Source organism: Mitsuaria sp. 7 (assembly GCF_001653795.1).
In the GTDB taxonomy this organism is placed as follows: Bacteria; Pseudomonadota; Gammaproteobacteria; order Burkholderiales; family Burkholderiaceae_C; genus Roseateles.
Window position 1 is genome coordinate 1,046,956 of the sequence record NZ_CP011514.1, and the last position, 24,844, is coordinate 1,071,799.

The 24,844-nt window shown below is 69.7% G+C and carries 22 protein-coding genes; 13 read left to right on the forward strand and 9 right to left on the reverse strand.

Annotation, left to right across the window (positions count from 1 at the left end; genetic code table 11):
• Positions 1–13: 13 nt before the first annotated feature.
• From kdpB to ABE85_RS04685, 10 genes are all read left to right on the forward strand, one after another.
• Complete coding sequence (gene kdpB / locus ABE85_RS04640; RefSeq protein WP_231993229.1) at positions 14–2,302, forward strand: potassium-transporting ATPase subunit KdpB; 2,289 nt, start codon at positions 14–16, stop codon at positions 2,300–2,302.
• 115 nt (positions 2,303–2,417) lie between these two features.
• Entirely contained in the window at positions 2,418–3,002 is a 585-nt protein-coding gene (kdpC, locus tag ABE85_RS04645; RefSeq protein ID WP_067270476.1) for a potassium-transporting ATPase subunit KdpC, read from the forward strand.
• Between the two features lie 5 nt (positions 3,003–3,007).
• A complete protein-coding gene (locus ABE85_RS04650; protein ID WP_067281878.1) occupies positions 3,008–3,856 on the forward strand; it encodes a TorF family putative porin in 849 nt (282 codons plus the stop codon).
• Between the two features lie 84 nt (positions 3,857–3,940).
• Entirely contained in the window at positions 3,941–6,793 is a 2,853-nt protein-coding gene (locus tag ABE85_RS04655; protein WP_157521934.1) for a hypothetical protein, read from the forward strand.
• A gap of 17 nt (positions 6,794–6,810) precedes the next feature.
• Positions 6,811–9,618 carry a DUF4118 domain-containing protein gene (locus tag ABE85_RS04660; protein ID WP_067270482.1) on the forward strand — a complete coding sequence of 936 codons (2,808 nt, stop codon included), beginning with the start codon at positions 6,811–6,813 and terminating at the stop codon, positions 9,616–9,618.
• 18 nt (positions 9,619–9,636) lie between these two features.
• Positions 9,637–10,344 (forward strand): two-component system response regulator KdpE, encoded by a 708-nt coding sequence (gene kdpE / locus ABE85_RS04665; RefSeq protein ID WP_067270485.1) that lies wholly within the window; start codon positions 9,637–9,639, stop codon positions 10,342–10,344.
• Positions 10,345–10,474: 130 nt separating this feature from the next.
• Entirely contained in the window at positions 10,475–10,747 is a 273-nt protein-coding gene (locus tag ABE85_RS04670) for a hypothetical protein (RefSeq protein WP_067270489.1), read from the forward strand.
• Positions 10,744–11,688: a TIGR03571 family LLM class oxidoreductase gene (locus tag ABE85_RS04675; RefSeq protein WP_067270493.1), complete on the forward strand. Its 945-nt coding sequence runs from the start codon at positions 10,744–10,746 to the stop codon at positions 11,686–11,688. The genes ABE85_RS04670 and ABE85_RS04675 overlap by 4 nt, the downstream gene beginning before the upstream one ends.
• Positions 11,689–12,057: 369 nt before the next feature.
• A complete protein-coding gene (locus ABE85_RS04680) occupies positions 12,058–12,981 on the forward strand; it encodes an RNA ligase family protein (protein WP_067270496.1) in 924 nt (307 codons plus the stop codon).
• A 26-nt stretch (positions 12,982–13,007) separates the two neighbouring features.
• A complete protein-coding gene (locus ABE85_RS04685) occupies positions 13,008–14,150 on the forward strand; it encodes an AAA family ATPase (RefSeq protein WP_067281881.1) in 1,143 nt (380 codons plus the stop codon).
• On the opposite strand, the gene ABE85_RS04690 is transcribed toward ABE85_RS04685, so the two are convergent.
• The 6 genes from ABE85_RS04690 to ABE85_RS04715 form a co-directional block, all read right to left on the reverse strand.
• On the reverse strand, positions 14,132–14,863 hold the full coding sequence (locus tag ABE85_RS04690; protein ID WP_067281884.1) for a glutamine amidotransferase: 732 nt from the start codon (positions 14,861–14,863) through the stop codon (positions 14,132–14,134). The genes ABE85_RS04685 and ABE85_RS04690 overlap by 19 nt on opposite strands.
• 179 nt (positions 14,864–15,042) lie before the next feature.
• Positions 15,043–15,552: a hypothetical protein gene (locus ABE85_RS04695; protein WP_067270497.1), complete on the reverse strand. Its 510-nt coding sequence runs from the start codon at positions 15,550–15,552 to the stop codon at positions 15,043–15,045.
• Positions 15,553–15,616: 64 nt separating this feature from the next.
• Positions 15,617–16,735: a serine hydrolase gene (locus ABE85_RS04700; protein ID WP_067270499.1), complete on the reverse strand. Its 1,119-nt coding sequence runs from the start codon at positions 16,733–16,735 to the stop codon at positions 15,617–15,619.
• A gap of 64 nt (positions 16,736–16,799) precedes the next feature.
• A complete protein-coding gene (locus tag ABE85_RS04705; RefSeq protein ID WP_409072574.1) occupies positions 16,800–17,519 on the reverse strand; it encodes a type 1 glutamine amidotransferase in 720 nt (239 codons plus the stop codon).
• A gap of 130 nt (positions 17,520–17,649) precedes the next feature.
• Positions 17,650–18,276: a hypothetical protein gene (locus ABE85_RS04710; protein ID WP_067270504.1), complete on the reverse strand. Its 627-nt coding sequence runs from the start codon at positions 18,274–18,276 to the stop codon at positions 17,650–17,652.
• Complete coding sequence (locus ABE85_RS04715; protein ID WP_082938322.1) at positions 18,266–18,733, reverse strand: Panacea domain-containing protein; 468 nt, start codon at positions 18,731–18,733, stop codon at positions 18,266–18,268. Before ABE85_RS04715 ends, ABE85_RS04710 begins: the two co-directional genes overlap by 11 nt.
• A 196-nt stretch (positions 18,734–18,929) precedes the next feature.
• On the opposite strand from ABE85_RS04715, the gene ABE85_RS04720 reads away from it, so the two are divergent.
• The 3 genes from ABE85_RS04720 (at position 18,930) to clpB (ending at position 22,553) form a co-directional block, all read left to right on the forward strand.
• Positions 18,930–19,427 (forward strand): molybdenum cofactor biosynthesis protein MoaE, encoded by a 498-nt coding sequence (locus ABE85_RS04720; protein WP_067270506.1) that lies wholly within the window; start codon positions 18,930–18,932, stop codon positions 19,425–19,427.
• On the forward strand, positions 19,424–19,804 hold the full coding sequence (crcB, locus tag ABE85_RS04725) for a fluoride efflux transporter CrcB (RefSeq protein WP_067270509.1): 381 nt from the start codon (positions 19,424–19,426) through the stop codon (positions 19,802–19,804). The genes ABE85_RS04720 and crcB overlap by 4 nt, the downstream gene beginning before the upstream one ends.
• A 136-nt stretch (positions 19,805–19,940) precedes the next feature.
• A complete protein-coding gene (clpB, locus tag ABE85_RS04730; RefSeq protein WP_067270511.1) occupies positions 19,941–22,553 on the forward strand; it encodes an ATP-dependent chaperone ClpB in 2,613 nt (870 codons plus the stop codon).
• A gap of 76 nt (positions 22,554–22,629) precedes the next feature.
• Here the strand turns inward: clpB and ABE85_RS04735 are convergent, their stop codons facing one another.
• The 3 genes from ABE85_RS04735 to ABE85_RS04745 all read right to left on the reverse strand — a co-directional run bounded on the left by ABE85_RS04735 (position 22,630) and on the right by ABE85_RS04745 (position 24,819).
• Complete coding sequence (locus ABE85_RS04735; protein WP_067270513.1) at positions 22,630–23,346, reverse strand: DUF599 domain-containing protein; 717 nt, start codon at positions 23,344–23,346, stop codon at positions 22,630–22,632.
• Between the two features lie 123 nt (positions 23,347–23,469).
• On the reverse strand, positions 23,470–23,955 hold the full coding sequence (locus ABE85_RS04740) for a hypothetical protein (protein WP_067270517.1): 486 nt from the start codon (positions 23,953–23,955) through the stop codon (positions 23,470–23,472).
• A 141-nt stretch (positions 23,956–24,096) separates the two neighbouring features.
• Entirely contained in the window at positions 24,097–24,819 is a 723-nt protein-coding gene (locus ABE85_RS04745) for a pirin family protein (protein ID WP_067270521.1), read from the reverse strand.
• Positions 24,820–24,844 lie beyond the last annotated feature (25 nt).

Consider the following 24,844-nt stretch of genomic DNA (forward strand, 5'->3'; position numbering starts at 1 on the left):
TTCGGAGCCCATCATGACCAATCAACTCAAGACCCTCCATACGTCGGTGCCGGCCGATTCCAAGGCCAACGCCAAGGCGAATGCCCGCGCCGAGGTCCTAGTCGGCGCCAAGGTTTCCGGATCCGGCTCGCAAGGTCCGCAAGGTTCTCAAGGTCCGTCCGGTCCATCCGGTCCGCAGGGACAGGACCCGCAGCCCCCGCGCGTCAACGCCAAGACCGGCCTGTGGGACCCCGCGCTGGTGAAGCCGGCGATCCGCGACTCGTTCATCAAGCTCGCGCCGGCGACACAGCTGCGCAACCCGGTGATGTTCGTCGTCTACGCGGGCAGCATCCTCACCACCGGCCTGTGGCTGGCGAGCTTCGCCAAGCCCGAGCTGGCCGGCGCCGAAGGCCCCGGCTTCATGCTCGCCATCGCGCTGTGGCTGTGGTTCACCGTGCTGTTCGCCAACTTCGCCGAGGCGCTGGCCGAAGGCCGCTCCAAGGCGCAGGCCGCGTCGCTGCGCGGCCTCAAGGCCAAGACCTGGGCGAAGAAGCTCGAGACGCCGCGCCATGGTTCGTCCTGGCACCCGGTGCCGTCCGAGGAACTGCGCAAGGGTCACGTCGTGCTCGTCGAAGCCGGCGACCTGGTGCCGCTGGACGGCGAGGTGATCGAAGGCGTCGCCTCGGTCGACGAGAGCGCCATCACCGGCGAATCCGCGCCGGTGATCCGCGAGTCCGGCGGCGACTTCTCGGCCGTCACCGGCGGCACGCGCGTGCTGTCGGACTGGGTGGTCGTGCGAATCGCCGTCAACCCGGGCGAGGCTTTCCTCGACCGCATGATCGCGATGGTCGAGAGCGCCAAGCGTCAGAAGACGCCCAACGAGATCGCGCTGACCATCCTGCTGGTCGCGCTGACGCTGGTGTTCCTGGTCGTCACCGTGACGCTGCTGCCGTACTCGCTGTTCGCGGTCGAGGCGGCCGGCGCCGGCACTGTCGTGTCGATCACCGCGCTGGTGTCGCTGCTCGTGTGCCTGATCCCGACGACCATCGGCGGGCTGCTGTCCGCGATCGGCGTCGCCGGCATGAGCCGGCTGATGCAGGCCAACGTGATCGCCACCTCCGGCCGCGCGGTCGAGGCCGCCGGCGACGTCGACGTGCTGATGCTCGACAAGACCGGCACCATCACGCTGGGCAACCGCCAGGCCAGCGCCTTCCTGCCGGCACCGACGCTGCAGGAGCAGCTGCTGGCCGATGCGGCGCAGCTCGCCTCGCTGGCGGACGAGACGCCGGAAGGCCGCTCCATCGTCGTGCTGGCCAAGCAGCGCTTCAACCTGCGCGAGCGCGAGCTGGCGACGCTGCAGGCGCACTTCGTCCCGTTCACCGCGCAGACCCGCATGAGTGGCGTCGACTTCGGGGATGCCGACCATCCCAGGCGCCAGCTGCGCAAGGGCGCGGTGGAGGCGATCCGCCGCTTCGTCGAGCAGCACGGCGGGCAGATGCCGGCGCAGGTCACCGCGGTGGCCGAGGAAGTCGCGCGCCGCGGCAGCACGCCGCTGGTCGTGGCCGACTTGAACGACGGCCAGGCCCGCGTGCTGGGCGTCGTCGAGCTCAAGGACATCGTCAAGGGCGGCATCAAGGAGCGCTTCGCGCAGCTGCGCAGGATGGGCATCCGCACGGTGATGATCACCGGCGACAACCGCCTCACCGCCGCGGCGATCGCGGCCGAGGCGGGCGTCGACGACTTCCTCGCCGAGGCGACGCCCGAGGCCAAGCTCAAGCTGATCCGCGACTACCAGGCCGAAGGCCGGCTGGTCGCGATGACCGGCGACGGCACCAACGACGCCCCCGCGCTGGCGCAGGCCGACGTGGCGGTGGCGATGGCCAGCGGCACGCAGGCCGCGAAGGAGGCCGGCAACATGGTCGACCTCGATTCGAACCCGACCAAGCTGCTGGAGATCGTCGAGACCGGCAAGCAGCTGCTGATGACGCGCGGCTCGCTGACGACCTTCTCCATCGCCAACGACGTCGCCAAGTACTTCGCCATCATCCCGGCGATGTTCCTGGGCGTGTACCCGCAGCTGGCCGCGCTCAACGTGATGGGCCTGCACAGTCCGTCGTCCGCGATCCTGTCGGCCGTCATCTTCAACGCGCTGATCATCGTCGCGCTCATCCCGCTGGCGCTCAAGGGCGTCGCTTACCGGCCCATCGGCGCGGCCGCGCTGCTGCGCCGCAACCTGTGGATCTACGGCCTCGGCGGCCTGATCGTGCCCTTCGTCGGCATCAAGGCGATCGACCTGCTGCTGGTCGCGCTCCACCTCGTGTGACGCGGAGACATCTCTCATGACAACCAAGCCATCCACTTCACCGTCGACCTCGGCGGTGGCTTCGCCGTCGACCTCCCCGTCGACCTCATCGTCCACGTCCCATTCGCCGCTGCGCATGCTGCGCCCGGCGCTCGTCGGCTTCGTGCTGCTGAGCGCCGTCACCGGGCTGCTGTATCCGGCGCTGGTGACCGGCGTCGCCAAGACCATGTTCCCGTTCCAGGCCGAGGGCAGCCTCATCCTGCACGACGGCAAGGTCGTCGGCTCCGAACTGATCGGCCAGAGCTTCTCGTCGCCGCGCTACTTCTGGGGCCGGCCGTCGGCCACCGGTCCGATGGCCAACAACGCCACCGGGTCCAGCGGCTCCAACCAGGGCCCGACCAACCCCGCGCTGGTCGACGCCGTGAAGGGCCGCCTCGACGCGCTCAAGGCGGCCGATCCGGGCAACACCGCGCCGGTGCCGGTCGACCTGGTCAGCGCCTCGGCCAGCGGGCTCGACCCGCACATCAGCATGGCCGCGGCGCGCTACCAGGCCGCCCGCGTGGCCCGCGAACGCGGCCTGCCGGCCGAGGCCGTCCAGCGCCTGATCCAGGCCAACACCGAGGCCCGCGATCTCGCCGTGCTCGGCGAACCCCGCGTCAACGTGCTCAAGCTCAACCTCGCGCTCGACAAGGCGACCGACAACTCAAAATCTGCCCATTGAACTTCATGAAAACCCGTCTTCTCTCGCTCCTCCTGATCTCCTCCTGCTTCCTGCACGCCGCCGCGCGTGCCGAGGGCGAAGCCGCCGCTGCCGCACCGGCGCCGACGCCCGAGCACACCTTCACCGGCAACGTGGCCTTCGTCAGCGACTACCGTTTCCGCGGCATCAGCCAGACCTGGAAGCGCCCGGCCGTGCAGGCCGGCTTCGACTACAGCCACAGCAGCGGCCTGTACCTGGGCACCTGGGCGTCCAACGTCTCGGGCAACAGCTACAACAACGGCGCCGGCATGGAATGGGACCTGTACGGCGGCTACAAGCTGCCGGTGACCGACGCCGTCACCCTGGACGTCGGCGCGCTGGCCTACGTCTATCCCGGCGCGCGCCTGAACGCGGCGCCGGGCCAGCCGACCTCCGACAAGTACGACAACGTCGACCTCTACGCCGCCGTCACGGCGGGCGCGTTCTCGGCCAAGCTGTCGGTCGCCGCGACCGACTACTTCGGCCTGGACAGCCAGACCGCCGGCTACGCCTACTTCAACGCGCTGCCGGCCAAGGGCTCGTCCAAGGGCACGTCCTACCTGGACCTGAACTACGGCTTCGAGCTGGGGCAGGGCTTCAACGCCGGCGTGCACCTGGGCCACCTGTGGGTGCGCAAGTACGGCGACCTGTCCTACACCGACTGGAAGCTGTCCGTGACCCGGGAGATGAAGCAGCTCGGCGGCCTGACGCTGGGCCTGGCCGTTGTCGGCACGGATGCGGACAAGGCGCTGTACCAGGCCGGCGATTCGGCCGCGCGGCGCGCGAAGCGGCTCGGCGACACGGGGGTCGTGCTGAGCGTCTCCAGGACGTTCTGAAGCGGCCGCCGACCGCGTACGGATGCTGCGGCCCGATCACTGATGCGGCTTCGATCGCCTTGATCGCCCAGCAAGAGATTCCGCATGCATCCGACTCCGAACCGCTCCTCGTCGCCCTGGTGTGTCGACCCCGGCGCGCTGATCCCTTCGACGTCTTCGGGCCCGACGCCCGCGAAAGTGGCCCGGCTCGACCCGCGAGCGCCCCGGCAGTTGACGCTCGAACTGGAGCGGCCCGCGCTCATCCGGCCTGCCGGTCCGACCGCGGGCAGGGCGCCGAACATGGCGCCGAACATGCCGCAGAACATGGCGCAGGAAATGGCGCAGGAGATGGCGGACGACACCGAGGTCGCATGGCCGCTGTTCGTGGACCGTCGCGACCCCCTTGGCCCGGAGCACGAGGGGGTCTCCCAGGCCGCACGGGCCTGGCAGCTGGGCCACCGCGGACACGACGCACTGGCAGGACGTCTGCCCTCGGCCACGGCGACCTGGATACGGCGTCTGGAGTTCGCCGAGTTCCCGGACGCCGGGGACTGGCGTTGGCTGCCGGCCTATCGGCAGCGGTGCCCGAACCTGATGGAGATCGTGCTGCCCAGAAACAGCGACGTCCTGGTGCCGGCGTTGAAGGCGCATGCCCGCCGTGAACCGGATCGGCGGTGGGTGCTGGACATCGCCGGTCGCGAGGACGGCGTCGGTGCGTTCCAGCGTCTCTGCGACGCCCTGGGCCGCCCCCTTCACGAGGTCGTGCAACGGCCGGACGTGCTGGGAGCGCATGGGCGTCCGCGGGTGTTCGCGCAACTGACCCGGGATCTCGCCCCGCTCCGTCGGGATGCATGGATCGGGTCGGCGCTCGCCGCCCGCGTGCAGCGGCTGCTGATCGATATCGTCGACGACGATCAGATCGCCGTGCGCTGCGCGCTCGCCATCAACACCCCGAGGATGGCCACGGATCGCTTCAAGGCCCTGGAGGCGATCGCCGCCGAACTGCGACGGGCCCCCTTCCATTTCCCGCGAAGCATGCGGTCCTTGTCCGCGCGGGATGAAGCCGCCCGGATGATGGACAGCCTGCCCCGATGCCGGGACGCGTCGACACGGAGCATGTACGCCGCCGAGACGCTCTACCTCCCGGATCGATCCCGCTGGCTGGACCGCGCCGAGGCCGACGCGATGTCGCAATGCGTGGACGCCTTGCCGGACGCCACGCTGACCCCGGCGCTTCGCGCCGTCCGCGATGCCGCCCTGCAGGTGTTGAGGCCGGCCCCCGCGTTCGGGGACATGGCGTTCCTGTCCCGCGAGGAGGAGGACCGGGTCATGGACGCGCTCCATCTGGCCCGTGTCTTCCGCGTGAGCGTGTCGTGGTCCCCGGCGGCGGGCGAGACCGTGCAGGCGATGCCGGACAGTGCGAAACACGCGCTGGCGAGCCTGCGGCAATGGGTGGGCGAGGCGTCGCCACGGGACGCCCTGCGCCGAGAACGCTGGTACGTCCATCTGGCGGAGCAGGCGCATCGCGGCCCCTCTCAGCAACCCCCGACCGCGGGCCTGCTGCGCGGCGATGCGTGGGTCACCGATCTCGATGCACCGCCTGCGGCCTTGATCGCGGCGATCGCCCGTTCGCGCGGCGAGGCTCTGGGACTGGAACTGGACTATCGGGGCGAGGCCGTGTTCGATCCTGAAGAGGTCAATCGCGTCCTGGCGGAACGTTTTGCCTTCGGCCTGCGCCTGCGCAGCACGCGCCTGGAAGGCGAGCGACTCCCCGCGGCGCTTCGATGGCCGGACGCCGAATGGCTGGACATCGACCTGAAGGACGAGGACCGGTCCGGGGATCCCGCCTGGGTGCGGCGCGTGGGCACCGGGTTGATCCATGACTGGCGCAACCTGACACGGCTGTCCTGCAGCTATGGCGACTCCGGCGGCGGCACCGGGCCGTTCATGACCGGCCCCTTGGCGGATACGCTGGCGGAGCATCACCGGGCGCTGGAGGACGTGTTCGGACTGCTGCGGGGCCTGGTCTGGAACGGCCGGCAGCGCAACCAGTTGAAGGCGCTCCCGGATGTCATGTCCTGGCTCCGGAAATTCATCAGGCTCTACCAGGAAGCGACACAAGGCCAGGCCGCGGGCGCGCTGCCGCCGCTGCTGGGGCCGGTGCTCCGGCAGATGTTGGGCGACCGGTCCTTCGCGGCGCGGTGCGAGGCGCTCATCCGCGCGCAGGACGGCGAATGCGCGGACGCGTATCTGCGGGTCCTGCACCAGATGGCCCTGCTCAAGGACATCGGCGAGGACAGTGACGCCGCCACGGCGGTCAGGGTCGCGCTGCAGTTCGCCTGCGAGTTGCGCGCGGACCAGTGGGTGACCGAGATGCACGCCGGCTTCGACGAGAACCTCGAGGAGGCGATGCTGCTGCGGCAGGCGGTGCGGACCCGTTTGGTCGAGCGTTTGGGCGAGCGGCTGGGCGAGCGGCTGGGCCATGCGCCGGCCGAGGCGTTCGAGACCCCCGCGTTCGACACCCCGGTCTACGCCGCGTTCGGCATCGCCGGAGACCGGTGGCGTGACGTCGAGGTGACACGACGACGCGAGCGGCGGGCCGATGCCCTGATCGCCGCGGAACTCGAAAGCGGCTGCGACACGTCGCACCAATGCCTGATGCCGACCGGGCTGGTGGGCGACTTTCTGTCCAAGGTGCTGGACCGCGAGGCGGGACTGGACGGACTGGCGGAGCGCCTGGTGTCGGACACCCAGGCCCGATGGAGCGCCGCCGTCGATGCGGCCGGCGACGACGCCCAGGCCGTCCAGGCCGCCAACGACACCGCATCGCAGGCGCTGGCCGGCGTGACCGCCACCGTGGCGGCGCGTCGGCGGGAACAGGTCCTCCCGCATCTGGCGACGCTCGTCGCGCGCCTGTCGGATCACCGCACCGATGAGGCGCCGTCCGCGGCGCCCTGACACGACAATCCCCTCCCATGCGCAGCCCCACCGACGACCGACCTGACCCCGACGCGCTGCTGGCCCACCTCCAGCGGCAGGAACGATCCGAGGGGCGCGGCCGGCTGCGCATCTACTTCGGCGCGTCGGCGGGCGTGGGCAAGACCTTCGCGATGCTGCAGGCCGCGCGGCACCTGGCGGACCAGGGTCGCGCACCGCTGATCGGCGTCGTCGAGACGCATGGACGCGCCGACACCGCCGCGCTGCTCGACGGCGTGCCGCCGCTGCCTCGTCTGCCGATGCGTCAGGTCGACCACCGCGGCCGCGCGCTGCCGGAGTTCGACCTCGACGGTGCGCTGGCGCGTCTGAAGGACCAGCCGGACGCGCTGATCCTGGTCGACGAGCTGGCGCATTCCAACGTCGCCGGATCGCGGCACCCGAAACGCTGGCAGGACGTCGAGGAGCTGCTCGCCAACGGCATCAGCGTCTACACGACGGTCAACGTCCAGCACCTGGAGAGCCTGAACGACGTCGTCGGCGGCATCACCGGCGTGCGGGTGCAGGAGACGCTGCCCGACACCTTCTTCGACCGCGCGGACGAGGTCGTGCTGGTGGACACGCCGGCCGACGAACTGCTCGCGCGCCTGAAGGCCGGCAAGGTCTACCAGGGCGCCCAGGCCGAGCGCGCCGGCCAGCACTTCTTCCGCAAGGGCAACCTGATGGCGCTGCGCGAGCTCGCGCTGCGCCGCACGGCCGACCGGGTCGAGGACGACGTGCAGGCCTGGCGCAGCAACGAACGCATCGCGCCGGTGTGGAAGACCGAGGCCGCCATCCTCTGCGCGATCGGCCCCGGCGACGAGGCCGAATCGATCGTGCGCAGCGCCGCGCAGCTGGCGCAGCAGCTGGCGGTGAGCTGGCACGCGGTCTACGTCGAGACGCCGGCCTTGCACCGCCTGCCCGACGCGCGCCGCGAGCGCAGCCTGCGCGTGGTGCGGCTGGCGCAGGACCTCGGCGCGACCACGGCGGTGCTGTCCGCGCAAGACCCGGCACAGGCGCTGGCCGACTACGCGCGCGAGCACAACCTGTCCAAGCTGCTGATGGGGCGCGGCGCGCGGCCGGCGTCCTCGTCGTTGCGCCGCTGGGGCAGCCGCGACCTGGCGGCGCACCTGGGACGCGCGGCGCCGGAACTGGACCTGATCCAGGTCGGCGCCTCGGCGACGCAGCGCAGCAACGAGGACGACGCCGGTCCCACCTTCGGCGCCGCGCCGCGGCGCTACCTGTGGGCGACGCTGGCCTGCGTCGGCGTGGCCGTGGTCTGCTGGCCGCTGTCGCACCGCATCGCCAACGACAACATCGTCATGCTGTTCCTGCTCGGCGTGGTGGGCGTCGCCATGCGCTGGGGTCGCGGACCGGCCGTGCTGGCGAGTTTCCTCAGCGTCGCGCTGTTCGACTTCCTCTTCGTCGCGCCGAGGCTGAGCCTGGCGGTCAGCGACGTGCAATACGTGATCACCTTCGTCGTGATGCTGGCCGTCGGCCTGATCACCGGGCAGTTGACGGCGGGCCTGCGCTACGAGGCGCGTGTCTCGTCGGAGCGGGAGGCGAGGGCGCGCGGCCTGTTCGAGCTGACCCGCGAACTGGCCGGCGCGCTGCAGACCGAGCAGGTCATCGCGACGGCGGAGCAGCAGCTCGCGCTGCAGTTCGGCGGACGGGCGCTGCTGCATGTGCTCGACGACGACGACCGCCTGCAGCCGTCGCCGACGGAGGAGACCCTGGCCGTCGGGGACCGCTCCGATGCCGGCACCGCGCGCTGGGCCCTGGATCACGAGCAGGCGGCGGGTCTGGGCACCGACACGCTGCCGGGCAGTCAATGGTTCTACCTGCCGCTGCGCGCGCCGATGCGCACGCGCGGCGTGCTCGCGCTGCGGCCCGGCGACGCGCAGACGCTGATGCTGCCGGAGCGCCGCGCGCAGCTGGAGACGGCCGCGCGCATCGCGGGCCAGGCCTTGGAGCGCGTGCATTACGTCGAGGTCGCGCAGCAGGCGCTGCTGCAGATCGAGTCGGAGCGGCTGCGCAACTCGCTGCTGTCGGCGCTGTCGCACGACCTGCGCACGCCGCTGGCCGCGCTGCAGGGACTGGCCGAGACGCTGGCCCGGCGCGAGCTGGACCCCGGCGCCGCCGAGACCGCGCGGGCGATCGAGCAGCAGTCGCTGCGCATCAACGCGATGGTGCACAACCTGCTGGACATGGCGCGGCTGCAGAGCGGCGCGCTCAAGCTCAACCGCCAGTGGCAGCCGGTGGACGAGGTCATCGGCAGCAGCCTGCAGCTGATGGGCCCGGCGCTGACGCGGCACCGCCTGGTGCTGGACGTACCGGCGACGCTGCCGCTGGTGGAGCTGGATGCGGTGCTCATCGAGCGCGTGCTGGCCAACCTGCTGGAGAACGCCGCGAAGTACACGCCGCCGGGCAGCGAGATCCGCGTGATCGCCCGGACGCATGGCGCGGGCGGCGCGGGTGCCATGGCCGGACTGGGCGGCTTGGGAAGCGCGGATGACGACTTCGTCGGCCCCGGCGAGATGCGCCTGTCCGTCGAGGACAACGGCCTCGGCCTGCCGCCGGGTCGCGAGGAGGCGCTGTTCGAGAAATTCACCCGCGGCCACAGCGAGTCGCACCTGCCCGGCGTGGGCCTGGGTCTGGCGATCTGCCGTGCCATCATGCAGGCCCACGGTGGCCGCATCTGGGCCGAGCGCGCGACGCCGCAGGGTGGGGCGCGCTTCAGCCTGGCGCTGCCGCTGGGCGAGCCGCCGGCCATGCCGGCCTTCGATGAAGACAGGGAACTTCAACCGTGAGCCAAGGGTGAGCCTACCGTGAGTGAACCGCAGACTGGCGCCGTCCCCGTGGCGCTGATCGTCGAGGACGAACCCAACATCCGCCGCTTCGTGCGCCTGGCCCTGGAGGGCGAGGGCTGGACCGTGCATGAGACCGGCACGCTGCGCCAGGGCCTGATCGACGCGGGGACGCGGCGCCCCGACCTGATCGTCCTCGACCTGGGCTTGCCTGATGGCGACGGGCAGGACTTCCTGCGCGACCTGCGCGCGTGGTCGGCGGTGCCGGTGATCGTGCTGTCGGCGCGCGGCGCCGAAGACGACAAGATCGCGGCCCTGGACCACGGCGCCGACGACTACCTGAGCAAGCCCTTCGGCGTCGGCGAGCTCATGGCGCGCGTGCGCGTCGCGCTGCGGCGCAGCCAGTCCAGGTCCAGCGGGCAGCAGGACCCGGCCTTCCGCTTCGGCGACGTCGAGATCGACCTGGCCGCGCGGCGCGTGCGCCGCGGCGACGAGGACGTGCACCTCACGCCGATCGAGTACCGCCTGCTCAGCCACCTGATCGGCAACGCCGGCAAGGTGCTGACGCACCGCCAGCTGCTGAAGGCGGTGTGGGGGCCCTCGCACGTGGAGCAGAACCACTACCTGCGCGTCTACATGGGCAACCTGCGCCAGAAGCTCGAGGCGGAGCCGGCCAGTCCCAGGCACCTGCTGACGGAGACGGGGGTGGGGTATCGGCTGATGCCCTGAGCGGGGTCGCCGCTTGCCTGCGTACGAGTCCCAGCACGATGGGCGCGTCGCCTGTAGCATTGGCCGCACGCCCGCATCGGGGCGCTGGCCCGACCCTTCCGGTAGCGGCCGCTCAACAAGGAGACGACTCATGATCCAGCAGGCCCAGGTTGAACTCGCCAAGACCTTCTTCGAGCAGTCGAAGAAGGCGTTCGAACAGAACTACGCCGCGTGGAGCACGGTGCTCTCATCGCAGAAGGCGATCCTGGAATCGATGCGCGCCGGCGGCGCCCCCTTCGACGTCGCCGCCGACCAGTTCCAGAAGCTGATCGATTTCCACGAGCAGCAGTTCCGCGTCACCACCGATTTCATGACCAAGCTGCAGGCGGACTACGTCAAGGTGGTGCAGCAGAAGACCAAGTGATCCAGGTCTTCCAGCCCGGCCGGCTCACGGTCGGGTTGATGACGCCCGTCGACGTCAGCCCCGACCGGATGGCCGATGTCGGCGAGGCGCTCGAACTGGCCGCGCTCGCGGACCGGCTCGGCTTCGCGGCGCTGTGGACGCGCGACGTCCCGCTGATGGTGCCGCAGGGCAGCGACAACGCGGCGAGCGCGCTCGACGATCCTTTCCTGTGGCTGGCCGCGCTGGCCGGCGCGACGCGCGACATCGCCGTCGGCACCGCCGCCGTCGTGCTGCCGCTGCGGCATCCGCTGCACGTGGCGAAGGCCGCGCTGTCGCTGGACCGCATCAGTCACGGGCGTTTCATCCTCGGCATGGGGTCCGGCGACCGGCCCGCGGAGTTCGCCGCGTTCGGCGAGGACCTGGAGCAACGCGCGGAGACCTTCCGCAGCCGCTGGGCCATCGTGCGCGCGGCGCTGTCGCCCGATGCCGACGACCGCGCCGCGGTGGTCGCGGCGACCGGCGGATTCCCGGTGCTGCCCGCCCCGAAGCGACGCATCCCGATGATCGTCGTGGGCTCCGCGCGGCAGTCGCTGCAATGGACCGCGACGCATGCGGACGCGTGGGCGACCTACCACCGCGAGGAAGCGCGGCAGGAAGGGCGCATCGAGCTGTGGCAGCGCGCGCTCGAACAGAAGGGCGTGGGTGCGAAGCCCTTCGTTCAATCGGTGCAGCTGGAGTTGCTCGCCGATCCGGACGCGGCCTCGGAGCCGCTCGAACTCGGCTTGCGGACGGGGCGCAACGCGCTCATCGCCTATCTGCGCCGCCTGCAGGCGATGGGCGTGGCCCATGTGCTGTTCAACCTCGGACGCGGACGGCCGGCGCGCGAGGTCATCGAGGAACTGGGCAACGAGGTGCTGCCCCGGTGTCGGATCGATGCATCAACGCAAGTCGGCGCGGGTTGACGCGAGCAGGCTCGCGTTGAAGAATCGCGCCCACGCCGGACGGCTCCGTCCGCGTGCGTTCAACCTCTTCTCTATCGGGAGGTGCCCCATGAAGATCCGTACGTCCATCCACTGCTGATTGCCGACGACTGCTTCCCTGCAGCATCGTGTCGGCGCCGTCTGCGCCCGCGAAGGCTGCGGCACCGGTTCCTGACGCCCCCGAGTCCTGCCATGAGGCCGGCGGCGCGCGATCCCTCCCGCGACTTCCCCCAGCGACTCTGCCTGGTCCATCGGACCGGCAGCGACACGACCGCGCCCGCGACACGTCCGTCGGTTCCCTGACTCCACCAGGACCCGCCCGCGCCAACAACGCGGCGGGTGACGGACCCCATGTATTTGCAATCCCTGCCGCTGCTGCGCTATCCGCGCACGGCGCACCTCGCGGGCAGCCGCCTGCAGGAGGGCGACTCCGCCCATGACCAGATGCCGCTCGCGGCACTCGCCGGCTGCCACGTCGTCATCGAGGAGAAGATCGACGGCGCCAATGCCGGACTCTCGTTCAGCGACGGCGGCGACCTGCTGCTGCAGTCGCGCGGCCACTACCTGATCGGCGGATTCGGCGAACGCCAGTTCAACCCGATGAAGATCTGGGCGCTCGCGCATGAGCACCGGCTGATCGACCGTCTCGAGGACCGCTACGTGCTGTACGGCGAGTGGGCCTATGCCAAGCACAGCATCTGGTACGACCGGCTGCCGCATTACTTCAACGAGTTCGACGTCTACGACCGCGCCACCTCGCGCTTCCTGTCGACGCCGCGTCGGCAGGCGCTGCTTGAGGGCGCGCCGGTGCTGTCGGTGCCCGTGCTGTATGCGGGCACGATGCCGACCGATCCGAAGCTGCTGTGGACGCTGGTGGTGCGCTCGCTGGCGAAGTCGCCCGACTGGCGCGATGCCTTCGAGACCGCGACGCGGCGCGAGTCGCTGCCGCTCGAGCTGTGCTGGAAGCAGACCGACAAGTCCGACCGGTCCGAAGGCCTCTACCTGAAGGTGGAGGACGACGAGCAGGTGCTGGGCCGGTTCAAGCTGGTGAGGCCGTCTTTCACGCAGACGATCCTCGACAGCGAGACCCACCACGCCCGGCGGCCGATCCTGCCGAACGCGCTGGCGCCGGGGGCGGATCTCTTCGCCGAGCAGCTCACGGTGACGTGGCGCGATCTCGGGCTGGAGACGATCAACTCGCTGTCGGCGCTGAAGGCGATGGCCGCTGCATCGCGCGATGCATCGCGCGACGGACACGGAGACCGATGTCCCTGAACGGGACGGAGGGGAGAACCATGAACATGCAATGGAAAGACATCCAGGCCCTGGTGCCTGAAGCGGGCCGCTCGCCGGACTTCGCGGCCTGCCTGGCCGCGTTCCCGGTGCTGGAACTCGCGAAGACCACGCCGCAGGATCCGCGCTATCACGCCGAGGGCGACGTGTGGACGCACACGAGGATGGTGATCGAGGAACTGCTCGCCTTGCCCGACTATCAGGCCGCGAGCCGCGTCGACCAGGAGGTGCTGTTCCTGGCCGCGCTGCTGCACGACGTGTCCAAGCACGCGACGACCGTGATCGATCCGGTGACGGGCGCCATCGGTCAGCCGGGCCATTCGCGCATGGGCGCGATCGACGCGCGTGTGCTGCTGTGGGATGCGGGCATGCCGTTCGAGCAGCGCGAGGCGGTCTGCCGCCTGATCGCGGTGCACCAGGTGCCGTTCTTCGCGCTGGCCGATTCCAGGCGCGGCCTGTCGCCCGAGTTCATCGTGCGCGAGTTGTCGTGCCGGCTCAGTCTGCCGCTGCTGTCGGCGCTGGCCGAGGCCGACATGCGCGGGCGGATCTGCGAGGACCGCGATCGGGTGCTCGACCACATCGAGCTGTTCCGCGAGCTGGCGCGGGAGGAGGGCTGCTACGGCCAGCCGCGCGCGTTCGCGGACGCGCACACGCGGGTCAGCTACTTCCGCGGTGCGGACGTTCATCCCGACTACGCGCTGTTCCAGGAGCCCGGCGCCCGCGTGACGGTGATGTGTGGCCTGCCCGCATCGGGCAAGGACACCTGGGTGGCGGCGCACCGGCGCGGCCTGCCGGTGGTGTCCTTCGACGACGCCCGCTCGGAACTCGGTCTGCGGCACGGGCAGAACGAAGGCAAGGTCGCGCACGCGGCCGTGGACAAGGCGAAGTCGCTGCTGCGCGCGCGGACGCCGTTCGTGTGGAACGCGACCCACCTGAGCCAGCAGATGCGCGACAAGACGCTGGATCTGCTCTTCGCGTATGGGGCGGAGGTGGAGATCGTCTACCTCGAGCGCCCGCGCGCGGAGCTGCTGCGGCGCAATGATCGGCGGGACACGTCGCTCTCCAACAGCGCGCTGCAAGGCATGCTGCGGAAGTGGGAGCTGCCGGTGCCGACGGAGGCGCACGCGGTGCGTTACTGCCCGGCGGATTGAGGCCAGCCCGCCATCCAGCGATCGACCACCTCGCCGAGCGCCGTCCGCAATCCCTCGCCGTGAGTGGCTGCATCGCGCCGCAACTCATCGAGCGGTACGCGGGCCTGCGCGAGCTCGCCCGCGTGCCCGATCAGCCATTGCTCCAGACGTGCAGGATCGCTTTCCAGATGGAACTGCAGCGCCAGCGCGAAGCCCTCGATCGCGAAGGCCTGGTTCGGGCACAGCGGCGTCGTTGCGAGGCTCGTCGCGCCATCGGGGATCTCGAACTGGTCGCCATGCCAATGCAGCACGGGCTGTCCGCTCGCGAGCGGCGCGAGCGCGGAGCCACGGCCGATGCCGGTGAGCGTCAGCGGCGCGAAGCCGATCTCCTTGCGGCCGTGCGCCATCGGGCGCACCTCGGCGCCCAGCGCCCGCGCCATCAATTGCGCGCCGAGGCAGATGCCGAGCAGCGGACGCCGTGACGCGATGCGGCGGCGGATGAGCGCGATCTCGTCGTTCAGGTACGGATAGAGCGCATCGTCGTACGCGCCGATCGGGCCGCCGAGCACGACCAGCAGATCGACCGCATCGAGGTCCACTTCGCGCAGGTCGTCGACGCCGGCGTCCAGCGTGAGGAAACGCTCGAAGCTGCGCTCCGCGAGCACCGGCCGCAGCAGGCCGAGGTCTTCGAAGGCCAGGTGGCGGACGGCGAGGACGGTCTTGGGTGAGGGCATCGACAGGGCGCGCGACACGCGCGGGCGAGTGGGGGACGCGTCCAGTATCCGTCCCCGCAACCCCTGTCACCGTTCAGGACGCGCCAGATCGTCCAGCCGACGCATCCATTCGTCCAGGGGAATCGACGGTCCGCGCCGACGTCGAGTCACGACCTGACCCCGGCCGGGTCAGGCGTCGGTCACGCCGGATGCGGCTGCCGTCCTGCCGCCGGTCCCTTGCGGATACGCCAGGCCTGCACCCCCATCAGGATCACGAAGAGCAGGAGTACGACGCCGATCGCCTTCTGCAGCGCCGGGTCGTCGGGTCCGGTGAACAGCGGGGCGCCGACCGGCACGCGGGTGAAGGTCTCGTTGAGGCCGGGGATCATGTGGCAGAACAGCGTGAAGCTGTAGCCCAGCGTGGTCGCATACGGCGACAGGCCGCCGAGGAAACGCGTGCGATGCGCGGCGACGGCGATGGCCAGCGTGACGAGCGTGACGATCGCCAGCACGTGCGCGATGTTGAAGCCGCCGTGGCGGAAGATGCCGAACGCCGTCAGGCAGGTGATCCCGGTGCACCAGACGTAGGTGCGGCCGAGGGTGGACTGGCCGTCGATGCGGCCGTTGCGCAAGAGCAAGGCGTAGCCGGCGACGAGGGCCACCAGCGCGAACGCCGTGTGCACGGCGCCTAGGAGGGTGAGACCGAACATGAATGCTCCCTGCTGAGCCGCGTCCCCGCGGCGGGCCGGAACGCGGCGCGCTCCTGCGGACACCTTAGGGGGTGGGGTCGGGCGCGCGCATCGGTCGGATGGGGGAGGAATCGGGGTGGGATTTCCCGGATCCCTCGATGGCGGCCCGGAGCAGGCTCGTCAGGATCTCCTGCGACCGCCGCTGGCCGTAGCCGCGGCCGTAAGCCTGGGAGGTGATGGCCACCACCATCCGCAGGTGCGGGACGACGTAGATCTTGTTGCCGCCGTTGCCCGACGCGAACCAGACGGGCACGCGGCTGTCGCCGACGGGCAGCGCCTTGAAATACCAGAACCGGCCGTACTGGTCGGCGTAGGGATCCTTGTCCCCGATGGCGACGCGCGGGCGCAGCATGGCCTCGATGCCGCCGGCGCTGACGAGGCGGCGGCCACGGTACTCGCCGCCGCAGCGGACCAGCTCGCCGATCGCGGCCAGCGATCGCGTGCTGAGCCAGAGGTTGCCCTGGCCCTTCGTGTGGCCGGCCACGTCCTTGTCCCAACGCCAGGCGGTGATGCCCAGCGGTTCGAACAAGGCCGGACCGGCGAAGGCGCCGAGGTCCGCGCCGGCCGCCCGGCCGACGACGATCCCGGCGGCATAGGCCGTCAGCGAGTTGTAGCGGTAGGTCGTGCCCGGCGCCTCCTGGCGCGGCGTCGAGAGCGCGAAGGCCACCGGGTCGGACGACTCGTCCATGTGGTCCTCGATGCCGGGCGAGGTGGGGTCCTCGTCGTCCGCCGCGAGGCCGGAGCGCATGGTCAGCAGGTCGTCGACCGTCGCGTCGCCGAGCGCGGAGCCGGCGGCCTCGGGCCAGTACCTGCGCACCGGATCCGACGCGCTGGCGATCGCGCCGCGATCCAGGGCGATCGTCGCGAGCAGCCCGGTGACGCTCTTGCCGGCGGAGCGGATGTCGTTGAGCGAGGCCGCCGTCGCGCCGTTGTAGTAGCGCTCGGCGACGACGCGCCCGTCGCGCAGCACGACGACGCCTTGCAGTGTCTTGTCCTGGTCCTTGCCCGCGTCCGGCTCCCAGGCCGCCAGCGGTGAAGCGAAGTCGGCGCCGCCTCGTGCCGTCGGCGCAGGCGCCTGGCAGGCGGTGATCGCGCTGAGGAGCACAGCGGCCGGCAGCATGCGGGCGAGGCGGGTCAGAACCATGAGGGACAACTCCGGGTGGCGGCGACTGCTCAGCGTCGCATGCTCCCCGCTGCGGCGCGGAAAGTCACGCTGCCCGCGCGCGGCCGAAGACCGGCGGCCGGTCCAGTTGTCCGATCCAGTGTCGATACACGCTCGTCGCCGCACCGCGCAGGCGCGCCAGACGCTCGGGCAGGGCGGCCAGGATCTCGGTCTCGCTCTGCACCGTCACGCCGCGTCCGCGGTCCAGTTCGTCGCGTCCCTGCGCGCACCAGTCGCGCAGGCTCTGCTCGGTCACCTCCAGGTGGCTCTGGAGCCCGATGTGCGGACCCAGCGAGAACCCCTTGTTCAGGCAGTTCGAGCCGAACAGCGTCCGTGTCGCGCCGGCCGGGATCTGGAAGCTGTCGTAGTGCCAGTTGAAGCTCAGCAGCCGGTCTTCGCCACCGAACAGTCCTCGCGCCGCCGGCGTGATCCACAGCTCGCGCCAGCCGATGTCGGGCCGCGGGTTGCGGGCCACGCCCGCGCCCATCGCGCGCGCCAGCTGCTGCGCGCCGAAGCAGTGGCCGAGGATAGGCCGGCTGTGTCGCAGCGCGTCGATCAGCAGGGCCTGCTCCGCGCGGATCCAGGGTCTGCCGTCATTGACGCTGTGGTCGCTGCCCAGCAGCACCAGGCCGCTGAACGCGCCGGCCGTGCGCGGCAGCGTGTCGCCCAGGTCGGGCCGCAGCAGATGCACCGGGACGTCGTGCGCGCGCAGGCACTGGAGCAGGTAACCCGGACCTTGCGCGGGTTCGTGCTGGAGGATCAACACCGGTCTCATTCGAAGGGGCGCGGATCGCGCGCCGTTGTTTCGGTGGGATCAGCGTAGGGCGCGCCACATCAAGGTGAAGGCAAGACCCGGCCCTCGCGTCTCAAGAAGACATCAAGGACCTCGGCCAGCATCATTTCTCGGCCCAGACCGACATGAGTTCCTCGAACTCTCGGGCCAGTCGGTTGTTCTCGGCGACCAGGGCCTCGTTCTCACCTTTCAGGCGGAGCAACTGCTCGTGCGAGCCTGCTTTGATCTGCATCACATCGCGGGGGCCGCGAATCCGTTGGCTGCCCGGGTAAAGGTTGTGCGCCGGATCGAACCAGACCAGGTTGAATGCCGTGTTCCATAGGAACCCGTGCAGCCGCCCCTGGTTTTTCCCCATGCTGACTTCGAAGGCCTGTTGAACGACGTGCAGCGCCTCCTGCTCAGGGTCTGGGGAGGCCCGGTTCCCGCTCAGCATCGTGGCGACGCGGGAAACGATGCGTCGTGGAAATGTGTCGCGACTGCCAGTGTCCGTCTTGAAGATCGCTTTGCACGCAAGGCCGGGAATATGCCGCTTCGACATTTGCTCGACGGTGCACGTCTGGATGGTCTGAAGACACGAGAACAGGCGGACATAGAACTCGGCGTCGAATCCATGCAGGAAGAACAGATCGGTCTCCCAATCGATGAACTCGAATGACACGCGCAGGAGCTGCGGGTTCTGGTTCTGCTTGTAGGCGGCGGTTTGATCGAATCGATGGAAGCTAGCGTTCATCTTCGGGTAGCTGCGTGAGGAAATACTTCCGCATGGCTCCCTTGCTGATGAGCTCGCGGCAGCCCATGTTTTCAGGCAGACCTTTGCGCGCATCAAGCCAGGGAGCCTCGTTGTGGGTCATGTTCGACAGGGCTGCCCCGTCGAACCGGCCAAAGGCGGCAATGACTTCTCTCACGGTCTGATATTCCGGAATCTCTTCCAGCGACCCGTCCCACTGCGTGTCGATGGCGTGCCATTGAAGGCTTCCGTACTTTGCATGCAGCTCCGGAATGGTGGGACCGTTCTGTCGCGCCTCGAAGTCCTCCGGAAAGAGTTCGTGGCCTTCTGCCAGGCAATACCCCTGGGCGTAATAGCAGAGCTTCTGCAGCTTGTTGGGGGAGGGGCTCTCGTCGAAGTACTTGCGATGGCACTCGATGATGAGGCGATGGACAGCGTCGAGTTGCGGCGAGATCGGCATGGGGTGCTTCAACGAGTTGGAGATGCCAATCTTGCGAGTTGTCGCATCGATTCGAAATGGCACGTGCAAGTGCAATTCAATCGTCCACCCACTGAAGTCCGTGGTGACGCCCACCTGAATCGGTGGGGCGGCGGGTGTGCGGACAGTGGCGCGCCGAAGGCGAGGAGTCACGGGTCGCCGATGCCACAATCGTGCGATGAATTCTCCCGCCTCGCGCTCGCCGCGCGTCTCCGTCCAGACCGATGACTTCGACCTCAGCGCCGAGACCTTGTCGCTGCGCGCCGAAGACGGCGGCGTCGGCGCGGTGGTGAGCTTCGTGGGCACGGTGCGCGACGGCGCGGACGGCACCCCCGTGTCGCTGATGGAGCTCGAGCACTACCCCGGCATGACCGAGGCCGCCATCGAGGCCATGGTCGACGAGGCGTTCCAGCGCTTCGATATCCGCGGCGTGCGGGTCATCCATCGCGTCGGCGCGCTGCGGCCGCGCGATCAGATCGTGCTGGTGCTCGTGAGCTCGCGCCATCGCGGCCAGGCCTTCCAGGCCTGCGAGTTCCTGATGGACTACTTGAAGACGCAGGCGCCGTTCTGGAAGAAGGAACACGGGCCGGACGGCGCCCGCTGGGTGGACGCGCGGGTCGCCGACGACGAGGCGCTCGCGCGATGGGGGATCAACGTGGAGGGGAATGGTCGATGAGCTGGATGCAGGTGGCGGCGGTGTCCGTCGGAGCTTCAGGGGGCGCACTCGCGCGCTGGGGCGCGGGGCTGATGTTGAACGCGAAGTGGCAGGGTTTCCCGCTCGGCACGCTGGCCGTCAACATCGTCGGCGGCTTCCTGATCGGCATGGCGCTGGAATGGTTCGGGCGCTATCCCAACGACATGCTCAAGCTGCTGCTGGTCACCGGTTTCCTCGGCGGCCTCACGACCTTCTCGTCCTTCTCCGGCGAATCGCTGTCGCTGCTGCAGCGCGGCGAATTCCTGATGGCGCTGTCGCACTCGGCCGCGCACGTGGTCGGCTCGCTGGCCGCCGCCGCGGCCGGGCTCAAGGTCATGCAGATGCTGACCTCGGCCTGAGAGATGCTGATGTCGGCCTGAAACTCCCCCGGCCTGGGCACAGCCGTTGCCGCTCCAGTGATGGAAAGGGAGTGTTGGCGCCTCTTGAAAATTGGGGTCACATTCCCACTTGGGGTCGCAACGGAGGTTTTTACCCATGCGAGTCGACAAGCTGACTACCCGGTTCCAAGAAGCGCTGGCCGAGGCCCAAAGCCTGGCCGTGACGCGCGACAACCCCTACATCGAACCCGTCCACGTGCTGGCCGCGATGCTGGCGCAGGACGACGGCCCCAAGGCGCTGCTGGAGCGCGCCGGCGTCAAGGTCCCCGCGCTCAAGAGCGCGCTGGACGGCATCCTCACCGGCCTGCCGCAGGTGCAGGGCGAGGGCCAGCAGGTCCAGCCCGGCCGTGACCTGATCGGGCTGCTCCAGAACGCGGAGAAGGAAGCCTCCAAGCGCGGCGACCACTTCATCGCCAGCGAGATGTTCCTGCTGTCGCTGGCGGACGCCAAGAGCGATCTGGCCGGCGTGGTGCGCGGCCACGGCCTGACCCGCAAGGCGCTGGAGACGGCGGTCGAAGCCGTGCGCGGCGGCCAGAAGGTCGACAGCCAGGAATCCGAAGGCCAGCGCGAGGCGCTGAAGAAGTACACCCTGGACCTGACCGAGCGCGCCCGCGCCGGCAAGCTCGATCCGGTCATCGGCCGCGACGACGAGATCCGACGCGCCATCCAGGTGCTGCAGCGCCGCACGAAGAACAACCCCGTGCTCATCGGCGAACCCGGCGTCGGCAAGACCGCCATCGTCGAAGGCCTGGCGCAGCGCATCGTCAACGAGGAAGTGCCCGAGAGCCTCAAGGGCAAGCGCGTCCTGTCGCTGGACATGGCCGGCCTGCTCGCGGGCGCCAAGTTCCGCGGGGAGTTCGAGGAACGCCTGAAGTCCGTGCTCAAGGAAGTCGCCGCCGACGAAGGCCGCATCATCCTGTTCATCGACGAGATCCACACCATGGTCGGCGCCGGCAAGGCCGAAGGCGCCATCGACGCCGGCAACATGCTCAAGCCCGCGCTCGCGCGCGGCGAGCTGCACTGCATCGGCGCGACCACGCTGGACGAGTACCGCAAGTACGTCGAGAAGGACGCCGCGCTGGAGCGCCGCTTCCAGAAGGTGCTCGTCGACGAACCGACCGTCGAAGCGACCATCGCCATCCTGCGCGGCCTGCAGGAGAAGTACGAGGTCCACCACGGCGTGGAGATCACCGACCCGGCCATCGTCGCCGCGGCCGAGCTCTCGCACCGCTACATCACCGACCGCTTCCTGCCCGACAAGGCCATCGACCTGATCGACGAGGCCGCGGCCAAGATCAAGATCGAGATCGACTCCAAGCCCGAGGCGATGGACCGGCTCGACCGCCGCGTGATCCAGCTCAAGATCGAGCGCGAGGCCGTGCGCAAGGAGACCGACGAGGGCTCGCAGCGCCGCTTCGCCCTGATCGAGGAGGAGCTGCTGAAGCTCCAGCGCGAGTACGACGACCTGGAGGAGATCTGGACCGCCGAGAAGGCGCAGGCCCAGGGCTCCGCGCACGTCAAGGAAGAGATCGACCGCATCAAGTTCCAGATCGAGGAACTCAAGCGCAAGGGCGATTTCAACAAGGTCGCCGAGCTGCAGTACGGCAAGCTGCCCGACCTGGAGAAGCGCCTGAACGAGGCGCAGGCCAAGGAGATGGGCAAGGCGAAGGACAAGACCCAGCCGCAACTGCTGCGCACCATGGTCGGCGCGGAAGAGATCGCCGAGGTGGTCGCCCGCGCGACCGGCATCCCCGTGGCCAAGCTGATGCAGGGCGAGCGCGACAAGCTGCTGCAGATGGAAGGCAAGCTGCATGAGCGGGTCGTCGGCCAGGACGAGGCCATCGTCGCGGTCGCGGATGCGATCCGGCGCTCGCGCGCCGGGCTGTCCGATCCGGACAAGCCGCTGGGCAGCTTCCTGTTCCTGGGCCCCACCGGCGTCGGCAAGACCGAGCTGTGCAAGGCGCTGGCGGGCTTCCTGTTCGACAGCGAGGACCACATGATCCGCATCGACATGAGCGAGTTCATGGAGAAGCACTCGGTCAGCCGCCTGATCGGCGCGCCTCCCGGCTACGTTGGCTACGACGAGGGCGGCTACCTGACCGAGGCCGTGCGGCGCAAGCCCTACAGCGTGCTGCTGCTCGACGAGGTCGAGAAGGCGCACCCGGACGTGTTCAACGTGCTGCTGCAGGTGCTGGACGACGGTCGCCTGACCGACGGCCAGGGCCGCACGGTCGACTTCAAGAACTGCGTGATCGTGATGACGTCCAACCTGGGCTCGCAGCACATCATGGCCTTGCAGGGCGAGCCCGACGAAGTCATCCGCGACGCAGTGTGGGGCGAGGTCAAGGCGCACTTCCGGCCGGAGTTCCTCAACCGCATCGACGAGACGGTGATCTTCCATGCGCTGGGCGCGGACCACATCAAGTCGATCGCGAGGATCCAGCTGCGCCAGCTCGAACAGCGGCTCGACAAGCTGGAGATGAAGCTCGACGTGAGCGAGGAGGCCCTGGCCGAACTGGCCAAGGTCGGTTTCGATCCGGTCTTCGGGGCGCGGCCGCTCAAGCGCGCGATCCAGCAGCGCATCGAGAACCCGCTGTCCAAGCTGATCCTGCAGGGCCGCTTCGGTCCGAAGGACGTGATCCCGGTGAGCGTCGAAAGCTCAGCCGGCGGTGAGCCGGGCGAGTTCTCGTTTGGCCGGGTCGTGCATTGACGTGACCTGAGGTCACGTGACGGGGCGCCGGTGCCAGGTCTTGCCTGGCGCGGCGCCTCCATCGCCTCAAATCGCCTTAACGCAATTTCTCGAGCACTTCGGATCTGAACTCGCGCTGATACAGCACGTAGAGCACGCCGGCCGTGGACAGTGCGAGGGCCCAGGGCGAGAAGAACCAGGCCACGACGGGGAAGGCGAGGTAGTAGCCGCGCAAGCCGTCGTTGAAGGCCTCGGCCGCCATGCCGACGACGGCACCGGCGCGGTCGGCGAATTCCCGGCGCGCCTCGTCCGCGCCGGCCCCGAGTTGCGCGAACTGGCCCGCCTCCGGCGCGGAGGCCACCAGCAGCGCGCCGAAGGTGTACTGCCGCATGCTCCAGGTGAAGCGGAAGAAGGCGTACACGAAGATGCCGGTCAGCAGCGCGAGCTTGATGTCGAACACCAGCGTGCTCGTCTTCACCGCGAACGGCAGTCCCAGCACCAGCGCGCTGGTCTGCTCGCTCGCGCCCAGCGCCGCCAGCAGGCCGCCGATGATCAGGATGGTCGTGGACGCGAAGAAGGACGGGCTCGACAGCAGCGCCTGGCTCACCGCGCCGTCCAGCACCCGCATCTCGCGGTAGGTCAGCTGCAGCATCCACTGGCGCCGCACGCGGTTGGTGATGGCCAGCAGCGAACCTTGTCCGTCCGCGTGACGCTTGGAGAATTGGGCGTAGCCGATCCAGGCCAGGAAGAACAGGCCCAGCGAGGCCCAATCGAGCAGCGGCAGCGCGGCCAGCAGTTGTCGAAGCGATTGCATCGCACGAGTGTAGGCGGGCGTCAGGCGCGCCCCGTGGCTCAGGCGTGGCGAGGACGCCGCAGGCGCGCGCCCGTCGGACGCGATCCGCTGGGATCCGCAGGGATCCGCTGCGATCGGGCGCCCTCAGACGGCGGGCTTGCGGTGCACGGCGCCGGACGTGACCGCGGATCCCTCGTCGTCGAGCGCCGTGCCGCCCGCGTCGATCGCCGCCAGAGTCGGCCAGGACTGCAGCAGGACGGTGGCGCCCTGCAGCAGCGCCGTCGCCGCCGCGGCGGTCAGCCCGCGCATCACCGCGGTGATGAAGCCGCTCCGCGGGTCGTCCGGTATCGATGGGGGCAGGTCGAAGCCGGTCGCCTGGCAGTTGGTGCACTCGAAGCGACCGGTGGCGGGATCGAACAGGATCTCGACCACGTGCCGGGACAGGGCGACCCGGGCGTACACCAGCGGTGCGCGTTGCCCGCGGCCCCGGACACGGATCCCGTGGTCCTCGGGCCACTCGGTCAGACCCATCAACAGGCGGATCAGCGACGGCAGGGCGGTCGGCAAGGCCGGGCCGCCGGCATCGGCGGCGTTCGGTGGGATCTGGAAGGTCAACGTGCCGGGTTTCATCCGCAGTCTCCGTCCGGCGGCGGCCCGTCGCGGCATGCGACGGGTCCGTCCCGGAGTGAACCGCGAAGTGCCGGGCCTGGCCGGGCGGGTTCATGCCCGCCCGGGTCGGTCAGGTCGTCAGACCGGCAACCAGACCGGCCATCAGACCGGCAGATCGAACACCAGCACCTCGGCGTCCTGGCCGGCCTCGACCGTCACGCCCGCTTCCCTGGCGAGCTGGAGCGCGTCGCCTGCGCCCAGCGCTTCGCCGTTCACGGTCGCCTGGCCGCGCACGACGTGCACGTAGGCGATGCGGTCCGCGGCCAGCGGCAGCTCGGCGCGTTCATCGCCGTTGAACAGTCCGGCGTACAGCCGCGCATCCTGGTGGATGGAGACCGAGTCCTGCGCGCCGTCCGGCGAGGCCACCAGGCGAAGCTTGCCGCGCTTGTCGGCGTCGGCGAAATGCTTCTGCTCGTAGCCCGGTTCCACGCCCTGGCGGTCCGGCATGATCCAGATCTGCAGGAAGTGGGTCTGGCCGTCCTTCGAGTGGTTGAACTCGCTGTGACGCACCCCCGTGCCGGCGCTCATGCGCTGCACGTCGCCCGGGCGGATCACGCCCGCGTTGGCGCCGCCCGGCGTGCCGTTGCCCATGCTGTCCTGGTGCGCCAGCTCGCCGCTCAGGACGTAGCTGATGATCTCCATGTCGCGGTGGCCGTGCGTGCCGAAGCCGGTGCCGCCGGCGATGCGGTCCTCGTTGATCACGCGCAGCGGGCCGAAGCCCATCCGGCGCGGGTTGTGATAGTCCGCGAACGAGAAGCTGTGGAAGCTCTTCAGCCAGCCGTGGTCGGCGTAGCCGCGATCCGAGGACTTGATGACTTCACGCATGTTGATGCTCCTTCTGTGGCGGGCC

Excerpts from the sequence above, each read along its gene's own strand:
- kdpB (WP_231993229.1), top strand. The coding sequence starts at position 14 with ATGACCAATCAACTCAAGACCCTCCATACGTCGGTGCCGGCCGATTCC.
- kdpC (WP_067270476.1), top strand. The coding sequence starts at position 2,418 with ATGCTGCGCCCGGCGCTCGTCGGCTTCGTGCTGCTGAGCGCCGTCACC.
- ABE85_RS04650 (WP_067281878.1), top strand. The coding sequence starts at position 3,008 with ATGAAAACCCGTCTTCTCTCGCTCCTCCTGATCTCCTCCTGCTTCCTG.
- ABE85_RS04655 (WP_157521934.1), top strand. The coding sequence starts at position 3,941 with ATGCATCCGACTCCGAACCGCTCCTCGTCGCCCTGGTGTGTCGACCCC.
- ABE85_RS04660 (WP_067270482.1), top strand. The coding sequence starts at position 6,811 with ATGCGCAGCCCCACCGACGACCGACCTGACCCCGACGCGCTGCTGGCC.
- ABE85_RS04670 (WP_067270489.1), top strand. The coding sequence starts at position 10,475 with ATGATCCAGCAGGCCCAGGTTGAACTCGCCAAGACCTTCTTCGAGCAG.
- ABE85_RS04680 (WP_067270496.1), top strand. The coding sequence starts at position 12,058 with ATGTATTTGCAATCCCTGCCGCTGCTGCGCTATCCGCGCACGGCGCAC.
- ABE85_RS04685 (WP_067281881.1), top strand. The coding sequence starts at position 13,008 with ATGCAATGGAAAGACATCCAGGCCCTGGTGCCTGAAGCGGGCCGCTCG.
- ABE85_RS04690 (WP_067281884.1), bottom strand. The coding sequence starts at position 14,863 with ATGCCCTCACCCAAGACCGTCCTCGCCGTCCGCCACCTGGCCTTCGAA.
- ABE85_RS04695 (WP_067270497.1), bottom strand. The coding sequence starts at position 15,552 with ATGTTCGGTCTCACCCTCCTAGGCGCCGTGCACACGGCGTTCGCGCTG.
- ABE85_RS04700 (WP_067270499.1), bottom strand. The coding sequence starts at position 16,735 with ATGGTTCTGACCCGCCTCGCCCGCATGCTGCCGGCCGCTGTGCTCCTC.
- ABE85_RS04710 (WP_067270504.1), bottom strand. The coding sequence starts at position 18,276 with ATGAACGCTAGCTTCCATCGATTCGATCAAACCGCCGCCTACAAGCAG.
- ABE85_RS04715 (WP_082938322.1), bottom strand. The coding sequence starts at position 18,733 with ATGCCGATCTCGCCGCAACTCGACGCTGTCCATCGCCTCATCATCGAG.
- ABE85_RS04720 (WP_067270506.1), top strand. The coding sequence starts at position 18,930 with ATGAATTCTCCCGCCTCGCGCTCGCCGCGCGTCTCCGTCCAGACCGAT.
- crcB (WP_067270509.1), top strand. The coding sequence starts at position 19,424 with ATGAGCTGGATGCAGGTGGCGGCGGTGTCCGTCGGAGCTTCAGGGGGC.
- clpB (WP_067270511.1), top strand. The coding sequence starts at position 19,941 with ATGCGAGTCGACAAGCTGACTACCCGGTTCCAAGAAGCGCTGGCCGAG.
- ABE85_RS04735 (WP_067270513.1), bottom strand. The coding sequence starts at position 23,346 with ATGCAATCGCTTCGACAACTGCTGGCCGCGCTGCCGCTGCTCGATTGG.
- ABE85_RS04740 (WP_067270517.1), bottom strand. The coding sequence starts at position 23,955 with ATGAAACCCGGCACGTTGACCTTCCAGATCCCACCGAACGCCGCCGAT.
- ABE85_RS04745 (WP_067270521.1), bottom strand. The coding sequence starts at position 24,819 with ATGCGTGAAGTCATCAAGTCCTCGGATCGCGGCTACGCCGACCACGGC.